This window comes from Paenibacillus glycanilyticus (assembly GCF_030161375.1).
Taxonomy (GTDB): Bacteria; Bacillota; Bacilli; order Paenibacillales; family Paenibacillaceae; genus Pristimantibacillus; species Pristimantibacillus glycanilyticus_B.
This window is the reverse complement of the sequence record NZ_BSSQ01000010.1, coordinates 215,775-227,799: the sequence shown is the minus strand read 5'-3', so window position 1 is coordinate 227,799 and position 12,025 is coordinate 215,775. Positions and strand designations below refer to the sequence as shown.

10 protein-coding genes and 1 riboswitch are annotated in these 12,025 nt (G+C 49.0%); of the genes, 8 read left to right on the top strand and 2 right to left on the bottom strand.

Annotation, left to right across the window (positions count from 1 at the left end; translation table 11 throughout):
• Nucleotides 1–2: 2 nt before the first annotated feature.
• Together QQK89_RS12110 and QQK89_RS12105 are read left to right on the top strand one after the other, a co-directional pair.
• Entirely contained in the window at nt 3–1,121 is a 1,119-nt protein-coding gene (locus tag QQK89_RS12110; RefSeq protein WP_284238824.1) for a DUF58 domain-containing protein, read from the top strand.
• On the top strand, nt 1,118–2,452 hold the full coding sequence (locus QQK89_RS12105) for a DUF4129 domain-containing protein (RefSeq protein WP_284238823.1): 1,335 nt from the start codon (nt 1,118–1,120) through the stop codon (nt 2,450–2,452). The genes QQK89_RS12110 and QQK89_RS12105 overlap by 4 nt, the downstream gene beginning before the upstream one ends.
• Here the strand turns inward: QQK89_RS12105 and QQK89_RS12100 are convergent, their stop codons facing one another.
• Nucleotides 2,453–3,430, bottom strand: a complete 978-nt coding sequence (locus tag QQK89_RS12100) for a YpdA family putative bacillithiol disulfide reductase (RefSeq protein WP_284238822.1) — start codon at nt 3,428–3,430, stop codon at nt 2,453–2,455. It lies immediately after the preceding gene.
• Nucleotides 3,431–3,652: 222 nt separating this feature from the next.
• Here QQK89_RS12100 and QQK89_RS12095 point away from each other — a divergent pair, with 222 nt between their 5' ends.
• The 3 genes from QQK89_RS12095 to QQK89_RS12085 all read left to right on the top strand — a co-directional run bounded on the left by QQK89_RS12095 (nt 3,653) and on the right by QQK89_RS12085 (nt 8,066).
• On the top strand, nt 3,653–4,186 hold the full coding sequence (locus QQK89_RS12095) for an ADP-heptose synthase (protein ID WP_284238821.1): 534 nt from the start codon (nt 3,653–3,655) through the stop codon (nt 4,184–4,186).
• Between the two features lie 307 nt (nt 4,187–4,493).
• Nucleotides 4,494–6,239 carry an ABC transporter ATP-binding protein gene (locus QQK89_RS12090; RefSeq protein ID WP_284238820.1) on the top strand — a complete coding sequence of 582 codons (1,746 nt, stop codon included), beginning with the start codon at nt 4,494–4,496 and terminating at the stop codon, nt 6,237–6,239.
• 18 nt (nt 6,240–6,257) lie between these two features.
• Nucleotides 6,258–8,066 (top strand): ABC transporter ATP-binding protein, encoded by a 1,809-nt coding sequence (locus QQK89_RS12085; protein WP_284238819.1) that lies wholly within the window; start codon nt 6,258–6,260, stop codon nt 8,064–8,066.
• Between the two features lie 8 nt (nt 8,067–8,074).
• On the opposite strand, the gene xerS is transcribed toward QQK89_RS12085, so the two are convergent.
• Nucleotides 8,075–9,172 carry a tyrosine recombinase XerS gene (xerS, locus tag QQK89_RS12080; RefSeq protein ID WP_284238818.1) on the bottom strand — a complete coding sequence of 366 codons (1,098 nt, stop codon included), beginning with the start codon at nt 9,170–9,172 and terminating at the stop codon, nt 8,075–8,077.
• 217 nt (nt 9,173–9,389) lie between these two features.
• Here xerS and QQK89_RS12075 point away from each other — a divergent pair, with 217 nt between their 5' ends.
• The 3 genes from QQK89_RS12075 to QQK89_RS12065 all read left to right on the top strand — a co-directional run bounded on the left by QQK89_RS12075 (nt 9,390) and on the right by QQK89_RS12065 (nt 11,737).
• Nucleotides 9,390–10,070 carry a cell wall hydrolase gene (locus QQK89_RS12075; protein WP_434481673.1) on the top strand — a complete coding sequence of 227 codons (681 nt, stop codon included), beginning with the start codon at nt 9,390–9,392 and terminating at the stop codon, nt 10,068–10,070.
• Between the two features lie 202 nt (nt 10,071–10,272).
• Nucleotides 10,273–10,944 carry a ribose-5-phosphate isomerase RpiA gene (rpiA, locus tag QQK89_RS12070; RefSeq protein ID WP_284238817.1) on the top strand — a complete coding sequence of 224 codons (672 nt, stop codon included), beginning with the start codon at nt 10,273–10,275 and terminating at the stop codon, nt 10,942–10,944.
• A 40-nt stretch (nt 10,945–10,984) separates the two neighbouring features.
• A complete protein-coding gene (locus QQK89_RS12065) occupies nt 10,985–11,737 on the top strand; it encodes a metallophosphoesterase family protein (RefSeq protein WP_284238816.1) in 753 nt (250 codons plus the stop codon).
• Nucleotides 11,738–11,796: 59 nt separating this feature from the next.
• Nucleotides 11,797–11,988, top strand: a riboswitch (cobalamin riboswitch).
• Nucleotides 11,989–12,025: the final 37 nt, after the last annotated feature.

The following is a 12,025-nucleotide window of genomic DNA, read 5'->3' as shown; positions in this document are numbered from 1 at the left end:
GAATGATTATATTCTGGGTCGCGGTCGCGGCTATGCTTATCTTTTTCCTGCAGGCCAAAATTTTTCACAGATATGCTTTGCGCCAGGTTGGTTACGAACGGAAGTTTCAAAAAAAATTCAGCTATCGCGGCGAAACGATAGAGTTAGTCGAGCAGCTGACGAATGCCAAGTGGCTACCCATACCTTGGATGCGGGTCGAATCGCAATTATCGTCGGATCTTAAATTCCACCGGCAGGATAATCTTGAAGTAAGCAGCGGGAAGCTGTATCAGAATCATAGAAGTTTCTTTACGCTAATGCCGTATACAAAAGTCACCAGAAGACATCGCATCGTATGTACGAAGCGGGGCTGGTACAAGCTGCAATCGGTGACGATGACGGCAGGCGATCTAGTGGGCTTCCTGCATCAGACCAAACAAATTGCATTGGACGGCGAGCTGATCGTCTATCCGACGCCCGCGGAAGTACCTATGCATCAGCTTCCTTCCCATAGCTGGCAAGGCGAGCTCTCGGTCAGACGCTGGATTGTGGAAGATCCGTTTGTCGTAATGGGGACACGCGAATACCGTTCCGGCGATACGTACAAAATGGTGAACTGGAAAGCGACGGCTAGGGCAGGCCATCTGCAGGTTCATCAATACGATTACACCGCGGACCGCAGACTAATGATCTATTTGAATGTGGAAGACAACGAGAGCATGTGGCGCTCCGTTAATGATGAAGACTTAATTGAACAAGGAATCGAATGGGCGGCGGGAGCTGCGCAAGCGGTTATTCAAAGCGGCATGGAAGCGGGGTTCTGCACGAATATGCCAACGGTTGGCGAGTTTGGCAGCACAATGGTCGAACCGCGCAGCGGTGGCGGGCAGCTGTCGGATCTGTTCGAAGCGATGGCGAAGCTTGAGCTCGTGCGTACGGAGCCGTTTGCTGATCTTCTAACCCGCGAAGCGGACAGCGGTTATTCCCAGCGGGATATACTTGTCATCTCGAGCTTCTGGAATGAACAGCTGGAGCTTCAGGCGGACCGGCTGCGGAGAAACGGCAATGCGGTTGTCCATTGGATGCTGGCCTTGCATGAACCGCATCAAGATGAACAGCAGCAGGCAGGTGAAGCCGGATGAGTCAACCAAGCGCGAACAAGTCATGGCTGCATCTATTTCATGGTAGCGTAGAAACGTTATTTGCACTGCCTATATGGTTTGTCGCTTTGTTTTTTGCAACTACCGATGCCTATATGGTTACTTGGCTGCTAACCGTTCCGTTGATCTATTTGGCTGGGGCGTTGTGGATCACTAAGATCACAACCAATCGCCGTATTTATCGGTTTCTGCTCGGCATGTTGCTTGGCGCCGTTCATACTGTAGCGCTATATGGCGTGCTGGCTGCATTTCAAGCCGATTTGCCTGGCGTTCTGATTGTTGTACCGTTTCTGCTTAGTGCCTTTACGGCGACTAGAGGGATGGGAGCAGCTTCGAGGAGCTGGTACATTTCGTTTCCGAATACGGTGATGTTCGCCGGCGTGCTTCTATACGTCGTTCTGACGATTGTTGCCCACCTTCAGGACAAGCTGCAGCCGTATTTTACGTTTCTGACGATTTGCGGCGTAGCAGCGATCATTCTCATGTTGTACCTCGTGAATGAACGTCTCTTGAGTTACGAGACGCAATCCGGCGGAGCGATCCAATCGGCAACAACAAAGGTATTCAAAAGGCAAAACCGGTTTATGCTCACCATCGTGGCCGTTTTGCTGCTGATCGCAGGTTTGTTCCGCCAGCTGGAGCATTCTATTAATTCCTTCTTCCATGCCGTTATTGATAAAATCATGGAATGGATGAAAGGATCGGGAGACCGCGTAGAAGAAACGCCTACAGACCCAATGCCGCCCCAGAGCGGATTGCCTCCAGTCGAGCATCATGATCCGCCGGCTTGGCTCCAGCGGCTAGAGCTGGTGGCAAAAGATATCGGCATTGCAATCCTCATTATCGGAATTGCCGTTCTTTTGTTTTTTATCGGTCGCAAGCTTTATAAGCTCATCAGCAAAGCATTGGGCAGATTCTGGGAACGTGCCGAGAGCGGCAAGGAAAATGCGGATGGCTATACGGATGAGGTAGAGAGTCTGGCGGACAAAGGGAAATGGAGCAATCGTCTGCGCAAGACAGGCAAGAAGCGGAAGGAAGCTAAATGGGAGGAATTGTCTACTGCAGGGGAACGCATGCGTTATGTATACCGCAAGTACGTTGCAGCCGCAATAGGCAAAGGTTATGAACATAAGCCTCATTACACCGCGAAAGAAACAACAACGGATATTTTGACGTGGAATAAGAAGGCGATGTCGCCGGAAGAGACGGCAGCATTGGCGCGTTTATATGATGAAGCCCGGTATGGCGGACAGGAGCCAAAAGAAGAGCTCGTCCAATCCCTCAAGAAGAGACTGGACGAGCTTGGGAAGTAATTAACGCAACGAAGCAATATGCGCGGCAATCTTGTTGCCGTGGAAACGGCCGGATTCGATAAATATTTCATTCGCTTCATGCTTGGAGGCAACGACGCCAGCCAGATACAGGCCCGGTACGTTCGTCTCCATTGTTGTTTCATCGAAGCAAGGGAAGCCTTCTTCTTCGATTCTGACACCGGAATTGGTAAGGAATTCGCGGTCGGGATGGAACCCGGTAAGCGCAAGGACGAAATCATTGGCGATGGTCTGGCGGCCTTCCGGATTTTCTACCGCGAGATGATGGTTATCGATTTCTACGACGCGGGACTCAAATAACATGCGGATCAAGCCGCTCTCGACTTTCTTCTCGAAGCCCGGCCGAACCCAAGGCTTGATGCTGGAAGAATAACCGGCACCGCGATAGATCACGGTTACCTTGGCGCCTACGCGTTCCAATTCCAACGCGGCATCAATGGCGGAGTTGCTGCCGCCGATAATGGCAACTTCCATACCGGTATAAGGATGGGCTTCGCGGAAGAAATGCGTGACCTTATCCAGATCCTCGCCGGGGATGCCGAGGTAATTCGGATGATCGAAATAACCGGTAGCGACAACGACGTAAGGCGTTTCGTATTGTTTTTGAACACCGTAACGATCCGTGCTTATAAGTTGGAAAAGCCCGTTAGGCTGACGGTCGATCCGAAGGACCTTCTCGTAGGCATTAACCCGCACCTTATTGCGGAGAGCCGCTGTCCGGTAATAGTTGATTGCTTCCAGCCTCGAAGGCTTGTCGTTTGGCGTGGTGAAAGGAATTTCTCCGATTTCGAGCTTTTCCGGCGTACTGAAAAAGTGCATATATGTAGGATACATGGATATGGAGTGGGCGATATTGCTCTTCTCGATAATGACGGGGTGAAGTCCGATCCTCTCCAGCTCAATCGCGGCAGCGAGGCCGCATGGTCCTGCCCCGATGATAATGGCTTCTTCTGTGATCATGTTGCAACCTCCTAAAATAAATATAAGCGAATAGCAAAATAATAGCGTAATTGTAATTATTCAGACATCGTAAGCATCGTCTTGCGAAACGATGAAAATCTAGCAAAGTTCATTGTACCGCTACCTGCGGATTTATTGCAAATTTGGCGAATGGCTATCTTGTACAGGGGATGTATTATTGTATAATAATGTGGAACCGTGGTTAGAGAAGGAGGGGCAAATATGCGACGGCGATTTGTTATAGAAGCGGTTATGGTAGCAACGTATGGACATCTCCTTATTCCGAGCCGTCCGATTGATTACGTCGTGCCTTATTCATCCATCCTCGAGCTGTACGATATGAGAGACGGAACGGAGCCGGTGATGGACGATCCTGAGGATGACGCGCATGTGAAGAGCGTGATTGCGGAGCTAATTATCTTTTTCGAGGACTCTTTGAACCGGAAAAAAATCGAGCGTGCCATGCAGATGCCATGGCGGGAAAGCTCTCCGCTCATCTTGAATGACAGGATTCAATTCACGATCGTACATGCCGTTGATAATGCGCATTATGGCGAATATTTCGATCCGATTGAGACAGAGCTGCTTCTGACTAGTTCGAAGCTGCAAATTCCGCTGCTGTCCGATCAGTTCGAGTTTCAAGATAAGCTGCTCGAAGCAAGAGTGCCTGTCCAGGTATACGATATCGAGGATTTCGAGTTTGCGGTTGAAGAAGGCATCTCCATCAAGGATACAAGCCAGTTCGGAGATTCCTGAAAAAAAGAATAGCGATTCGACAAAATCAGCTATTGCACGAGAGAGAGTCCGTCTGTTACGATACGAACAGATTATACGAAATACATTCGAAGGAAGGGGTGTCCGGTATGCGGAAGCAACAACAGGGAATGATTGTTTACGCTCGTTTTTGCCAAGCATGCCGTACAGGCCGCCTTCGCGATGAGATTCCTTTGAACGGATAGCTATCTGTTTAAATGCGCTTTCATCGATACGGGGATCCCGAGCCTATTTGCGGCTTGGGGTCTTTTTGTTTTTTTTTCAAGAGAGAGGGGAGGCACGCAAGCAAATGAAAGTACTATTACGGGTATTGGCGTATGTCAGGCCTAGCGCGAAGTGGGCGGCTGTCGCTATCGTCGTGTTGATCTTTGCCACCATCTTTGACCTCGTAGCGCCTTGGATCTTGCGCGAGATATTTGATGAAGGAATCAAGAAAGAAAATGTATCCCTTATCTTATGGCTCACCTTGCTCTTAATTGGAGTGCAGGCGTTAAAAAGCGCGGGGATGTTCCTGCAAGGCTATTCCCAGGAGCTGGTCGGGCAAAATGTCGTATTTAAATTGAGGGAACAGATGTATGCGCAGCTTCAGCGTCTATCGTTCTCTTATTATGACAAAGCGCAAACGGGTCAGCTCATGTCCCGTATGACGGGGGATATTGATGCCGTTAAAAACTTCGTCGGGTTTGGCGCCATGGGGCTTCTTACCGGCCTATTGACGTTCGTCGGCACGATGATCTTTATGTTGTGGATGAATTGGCAAGTGACCCTGATTAGTACCGTAACGATTCCGCTGATCTTGCTCGTTCTATGGTGGTTCAGCAACAAGGTAGGCCCAGCATGGTCGAGTATCCGGGAGCAGACGGGACGTCTTACAACTACGCTTCAGGAAAATATCGCGGGGATTCGCGTTGTGAAGTCGTTCGCAACGGAAGAAGTCGAGCAGAAGAAATTTGCGGAACGCAACAAGCAAAACTTCGAGACGAACATGGAACGCGCGAAGCTGGAAGCTAAAGCTTTCCCGCTAATGGGTCTATTTGGCGGACTAACGTTTGTCCTCATGATCTGGCTTGGAGCGGTCTACGTGGCTCGCGGGGAGATGACGCTGGGTACTTTCATGGCTTTCCAATGGTACACTTGGGGAATTATTTGGCCGCTCAACATGTTGGGTTGGCAAATCAATATTATGCAGCAGGCGATTAAAGCCGCGCCTCGCGTATTTGAAGTGCTGGATACGCCTAGCGATATTGAATCGCCGCAGAATGGCGTCACAACGGCTAACATGAAAGGGCAAGTCTCCTTCCGCGATATCCGGTTCTTCTTCAACGATCAGGATCAAGCGAAAGATGCGCCGATTCTGAGCGATATCTCCTTCGAGGTGAAGCAAGGAGAAGTTATTGCTGTCTTAGGAGCAACAGGTTCAGGCAAAAGCAGCTTGATTGCGCTGCTCTCCAGATTTTATGACACTTCGTCCGGTCAAGTCTTAATCGACGGCATTGACGTTCGGGAATATGAACTGGACGGTCTAAGACGCAGCGTAGGCATTGTGCCGCAGGAAACGTTCCTGTTCTCCGCTTCCATCCGCGATAATATTGCGTACGGATATCCTGATGCGACGATGGAGCAGATCGAACATGCGGCGCGAAAAGCCCAAATTCATGATTTTATTACAACTATGCCTCATGGCTACGATACGTTGATTGGCGAACGCGGCGTTGGATTATCCGGCGGTCAAAGACAAAGGGTAGCGCTTGCAAGGGCGATTCTAATGAATCCGCCAATTCTAGTGCTCGACGAAGCGACGGCCAGCGTAGATACGGCAACGGAATCCGCGATTCACGAGGCGCTGCTTGAAGTTATGAAAGGAAGAACGACCTTTATTATCGCGCAAAGGTTATCTTCGATTCAGCATGCGGATCGTATCCTTGTTCTGGAGCAAGGTAGTCTGATTGAACAAGGTACTCATAAGGAATTAAGCGAGCGGAACGGATTTTTCCGTCAATTGTTCGAACGGCAGAAGCTCGCCTCAGGACGTTAACAGGCAGGAGGGGAATACATGAGTCAAGTGGAATGGGATGACGACAGCGAAATAGAAGAAAAACCGTTTAATCTGGTCTATATGCGAAGACTAGTCGGATATTTAAAGCCTTATCGCAAGACGCTTAGCATCATCTTGGTCGTTGTTGTGCTGAATATGATCTTGAGCCTTGCAGAGCCGCTATTACTGGGGTACCTAATCGATGATGGGATTACGAAAGGCGATTTCAACGCTATTCATCTATTTGGCATAACCTTGCTTGGCATCAAGCTGATCGGCTGGGGCTGTGGCTGGGTACATACCAAATATATTAACTTTACCGGCCAGCGAATTCTTTACGATCTACGGCAGCAATTGTTTAACCATCTGCAAAAGCTGTCTTTCCGATTCTTCGACGGACGCCCGGCAGGGAAAATCATGTCCCGGATTACGAATGATACGAATGCCATCGGCGAGCTTATTAACGGCGGTTTGATCACAACCGTTATGGAAGTGACGCATCTTGTCGGGATTGTTGCGATTTTGCTATGGATGGATTGGAAGCTGGCGCTTTTGTCCTTTATTATGATGCCGCTGCTGTACTTGATCGTGAACAGGCTGCGTCCCCGGATTGAAGGGGCATGGACACGTTCGCGCAAGACGATGTCCGCCATTAACGGGCATCTGAATGAAACGATTCAAGGCATTCGCGTCGTGCAAGCTTTCTCTCGCCAGCATAAGAACAGCGCAAGGTTCGAGGGCATTAACTTCCGGAACAAGCAGGCTTTCATGCGCGCGATTATGTTGGAATCAACCGTCTATCCGCTGGTCGAGATGGTCGGCATGATTGGCACGTGTATCGTCATCTGGTTCGGAGCGAAGCAAGTGATGGACGGAGCTCTTACGATCGGTTTCGTTATGGCTTTCATCAACTATTTGTGGCGTTTCTGGGGGCCGCTCAGCGCCTTGTCCAAAGTATACAGCCAAGTGCTCTCAGCGATGGCTTCCGCGGAACGGATCTTTGAAATTCTCGATACGGACGCGGAAGTTACCGATGCTGCGGATGCCCGCCGTATGCCGGCGATCCAAGGGGAAGTAGCGTTTGAGAACGTATCGTTCCGCTATGAGGAAACCAAGCCGGATGTGCTGCACGGCGTAAGCTTTAAAGTTCGCCCTGGACAACGAGTCGCCCTTGTTGGACCAACCGGAGCGGGCAAAAGCACGATCGTTAACCTGTTGATGCGATTCTATGACGCAACCGGCGGGAAAGTAACGATTGACGGATTGGATGTTAAGGATGTGACGCTGGAATCATTGCGCAGACAGATGGGGATCGTGCTTCAGGATTCGTTCATTTTCTCGGGATCAATTGAGGAGAACCTCCGCTACGGAAATGACGGCGCATCTAGAGAGCAGATGATTCTAGCTGCGGAAAGCGTTCGGTTAGATCGGGTTGTGGCGCAAATGAACGACGGGTACGAGACGGAGGTAGAAGAGCGTGGTTCCAAGCTGTCTGTCGGACAAAGACAGTTGCTTGCGTTCGGCAGGGTATTGTTATCGGATCCGCGGATTCTTATTCTAGATGAAGCGACTTCCAGTGTGGATACGGAAACGGAGCAGCATATTCAGGAGGCGCTGGAGACTTTGCTGAACGGCAGAACCGCCTTCATCATCGCGCACCGGTTGTCGACGGTACGCGATGCGGATCTGATCCTTGTTGTTCAAGACGGACGAATCGCCGAGCAAGGCTCGCATAATGAATTAATGAAGCATGGCGGGTTGTATGCGAAGCTGGTCAACACGCAGCTTAACATGCAAGAGGCGGTATTATCGCAAGTGCAAGCTTAAGCTGCGTGTTAGTTCGTAGCTTCGCTTGCTTCCTTAATGCGGTCGATGGCTTCGGCCATCGTTTTATCCGTAAGGTGGGCGTAAATTTGGGTCGTCTCGGGAGAGGCGTGCCCAAGCTGCTCCTGCGTCATATAGATATCATTTCGCAAATAATAATCGGTTGCGAACGAATGGCGAAGCTTATGTACGCTTAAGTAAGGTTTGCCAAAGCGCTTCGCATATTTGATAACCATTTCCTGAATGGCGCGTTTCGTCATTCGAGAGCCTTCTTTTTTGCCATTCGCCATGGCAAGGAAGAGGGCTTTTTCGCGTTTAGGCGCCTTATAATGAGTGTCCCTCATTTGCAAATACGCGCTAAGGTCGTCTACCGCTTCCTGGCGGAAATAGACGGGCGTCTTGAAGGTGTCGTCGTTTTTGCCTTTTCGGTACACATAGGCGAGCTTCTTCTTCACGTCAATATCATCCGCATTCAGGTTCACGATTTCAGACACCCGAAGACCGGAGTGCAGAATAAGGCTGATTATGCAGCTGTCTCTTGTCTTGTTGAGCGTATACGAATATAACGCTTGCTTATTCTCCGCTATATCCTTCTCGTAATCGGCATGGACATAAGCGAGGAACTCGTAGATTTCCTCTTCTTGCAGCAGCTTGCCTTCGAGCTTAGCCGCCGTATCCTTCGGCTTGTGCGTCCGTTTGATGGAGACCTTGGCCATGACGTTCCGCTTGAGCAGCGGGTAAAACTCCTCATCCTCGGCGATCTGGCTCAAATAATGAAACAGCGACCGGAGAGACGATAGTTTGCGCGTAATGGTGGTTCTTGTATTGCTATGGTTCGGATTCGTCATCAGGAACATCCGGAAGCTGTCGATGCTGTCCATATGCAGCCGTTCAAGCTCGATGAGCTGAACATCTTTTACCTTCTCCGCGCTTGATAATCCTTCCGCAATAAGCCAGCCCATAAACGTCTCGTAGTCTCTAATATACTCCAGCAATGAAGAGGGAGACAGGTCCGGAAGCTTATAGTTAATAAATTTCTCCACATACCAGGGCATCATCGGAACACGCCGATCAAGCTCCTGCCGATCCTTGATTTTGATCACATTCAATGCTGTTCACCTCGCTTCAAATCTTCCTATATTGTACCAATTCTACTGAAAGGGAACAATCAGAACGACTATCGGCGGAGGAAAAAGTTAGCTTAGCAAATAAATGTAATTATTAAATTCGGGTTAACTTAATTCGATGTGTATGTTAAACTCGTTGAAAACATGCCGTTACAAAACAAAATAATTCCAATTAATGATTTATACAATTATTAATAAAATGAGAGGGGAAAAAATATTGATTAATAATCAAATTTATAAATATAGTATTACCATTATACTGGCATTTGTGATGACGGTGGCGATGCCGCTTCAAGCCGCAAAAGCAGCGACTCCGGCCAACTTGAGCTACGGCAATTACAGCGTAGACGTTCCGGATTTGCAATTCCGTCTGAAGACGATGGGGTATTTCGATAATGAGCAAATTACGACGTTTTACGGAAAAATGACGGAAGAAGCCGTTCGTCAGTTCCAAGCCGATTATGGCCTTAAGGCGGATGGGAAAACCGGCGAAAAAACGTGGACAGAAATTAAAAAATCGTCTGCCAATCAGAAGGAGCTTGATCTTCTGGCACGCATTATTTATGCGGAAGCACGCGGCGAGTCTTACAAAGGCCAAGTTGCGGTAGCGGCCGTTGTGCTTAACCGTCTTGCTTCGGACGAGTTCCCAAAAACGATTAAAGGGGTTATTGAGCAAAGCGGCGCATTTACGGCCGTTAATGACGGTCAGTATAAGCTGACGCCAAACTCCACTGCTTATAAGGCGGCATTAGACGCTCTTAAGGGTAACGATCCAACAGGCGGCGCTTTGTATTACTTTAATCCAAAGACCGCTACTTCGAAATGGATCTGGTCCCGCAAGCAAACCGTTCAAATCGGCAATCACATTTTTGCCGTATAAATAATTCATTTGGGGCATGTTTAAAGTTTGCCCGGTATCGGCATGGTTTATGTTCATTTCGATGGACAAAGGCGCATTTTCGCTTAGCAGCGGAAATGCGCCTTATTTATTTTATTTAGAGCATATATTTCCTAACATACCGAGCTTTGTTATACTAAAAATTAAATCATTTGAACAAATTCATTATAACAAAGGTGATCTGATGGAATCGAAACGTATAGCAGGCGAAAAAGCAGTGGAATTCGTAAAAGACGGAATGAAAGTAGGACTTGGCACGGGATCAACCGCTTATTGGGCGATACAGGCGATTGGCCGGCGGGTGAAGGAGGAAGGCCTCCAGGTTCAAGCCGTTGCTACTTCGGTACAATCCGAGGAGCTGGCTAAGGAGCTGGGCATTCCGATGATGCCATTTGCCGATGTGGACATGCTGGATTTGACCATTGACGGCGCGGATGAAGTGGATCCCGAGCTTCATCTCATCAAAGGCGGCGGCGGTGCGCTTCTTCGAGAGAAGATTGTGGCTGCAGCCAGCAAGCAGCTGATTATCATTGTGGATGAGAGCAAAGACGTGAAGCAACTGGGGAAATTCCCGCTGCCGGTGGAGATTGTTCCATTTGCATACGAGTTGACGGTTAAGAAGTTGAAGAAGCTGGGCTGCGAGCCTAAGCTGCGCATGAACGGCGATCAGTTGTATGTTACGGATAACGGCAACTATATTGCCGATTGCCACTTCGATGCGATTGCGAATCCGGTGGAGCTGCACGATACACTTAATGGAATTCCTGGCGTTGTGGATAACGGCTTATTTATTCATATGGCGAATCTCGTTATTGTTGGTTCCGCCGATGGATCGATCCGCAGCATCTCGAAGTAGGATTCGCAGATTGCCAATATGCAGGGAGGGTGAAGGGATAATGAGCAGAACGTTTGCGATGATCACGGATATCCATGGCAATATGCCTGCATTAAGAGCTGCCCTTCAGGAGATCGACAATGATCACGAGGTCGATTCTATCTACTGCCTAGGCGATCTGATCGGAATTGGTCCGGATACAAATGAGGTGCTTGGCACTCTTTTTGCAAGGAGTCATATGTCATTTGTATCCGGCAACCATGATGAAGCCGTACTTGCTATTATCAAGGGCGAGGCCTACCCGGAAAGCCATTTTCATTCCAAGCGGCATCATGAGTGGATTGCGGAACGATTGGACAAGACCTTCTTGCCTATGCTGGAACAAATGCCCCGGATGATCCAGACGGATATGGTTGGACAGAGTATGTTGTTCACGCATTATCATATTGCCGATGACAAAATGTTCAAGCCGATCAGCATGGATCCGTTCAGTGCGATTGTCGAACCAAGCTTGCCCAATTTGGAACGGCTATTTGACGGGTACCGGGAATCCTTCATCGGCTTTGGCCATCATCATCCCGTGCATTATTTCCGAAGCGACAAACAGGTGTTTGTAAATCCCGGCTCGCTTGGCTGCAACAACAAGCCGACCGCAAGATATGCCATCGTTACGGTGAATGAGCAGGGCATCAACGTAGAGCTGAAGGAAGCGGAATATGATAATACCGCTTTTCTCGCTTCCTATGGGAAGCTGGATGTTCCCGAGCGAGAGTTTATCTTGCGGGTATTTCACGGGGATCAGTTGCGAGAGTAGAATGATAGATAGATAGGATAGATAGACAAAATCGCGTGATCCCTATATGATCTATGTAATTGAATAAAATTGGTTAAGGTGCATGTTTGGTTTTCCATCATGCTTAAAAGGGAAGTCCGGTGCAAATCCGGCGCGGTCCCGCCACTGTAATTGAGGAGCGAATCTGTAATAGCCACTGGGGTTTCATGCCGGGAAGGCGCAGAGGAGCGATGATCCAAAGCCAGGAGACCTGCCTTGACTTGTATTCACACACTCTACGGATGATGGAGGCGGTGCTTTTTTTGTTGT

What these genes read in the sequence shown, in the direction of transcription:
- QQK89_RS12110 (WP_284238824.1), top strand. Translation starts at nt 3, where the DNA reads ATGATTATATTCTGGGTCGCGGTCGCGGCTATGCTTATCTTTTTCCTG.
- QQK89_RS12105 (WP_284238823.1), top strand. Translation starts at nt 1,118, where the DNA reads ATGAGTCAACCAAGCGCGAACAAGTCATGGCTGCATCTATTTCATGGT.
- QQK89_RS12100 (WP_284238822.1), bottom strand. Translation starts at nt 3,430, where the DNA reads ATGATCACAGAAGAAGCCATTATCATCGGGGCAGGACCATGCGGCCTC.
- QQK89_RS12095 (WP_284238821.1), top strand. Translation starts at nt 3,653, where the DNA reads ATGCGACGGCGATTTGTTATAGAAGCGGTTATGGTAGCAACGTATGGA.
- QQK89_RS12090 (WP_284238820.1), top strand. Translation starts at nt 4,494, where the DNA reads ATGAAAGTACTATTACGGGTATTGGCGTATGTCAGGCCTAGCGCGAAG.
- QQK89_RS12085 (WP_284238819.1), top strand. Translation starts at nt 6,258, where the DNA reads ATGAGTCAAGTGGAATGGGATGACGACAGCGAAATAGAAGAAAAACCG.
- QQK89_RS12075 (WP_434481673.1), top strand. Translation starts at nt 9,390, where the DNA reads ATGAGAGGGGAAAAAATATTGATTAATAATCAAATTTATAAATATAGT.
- rpiA (WP_284238817.1), top strand. Translation starts at nt 10,273, where the DNA reads ATGGAATCGAAACGTATAGCAGGCGAAAAAGCAGTGGAATTCGTAAAA.
- QQK89_RS12065 (WP_284238816.1), top strand. Translation starts at nt 10,985, where the DNA reads ATGAGCAGAACGTTTGCGATGATCACGGATATCCATGGCAATATGCCT.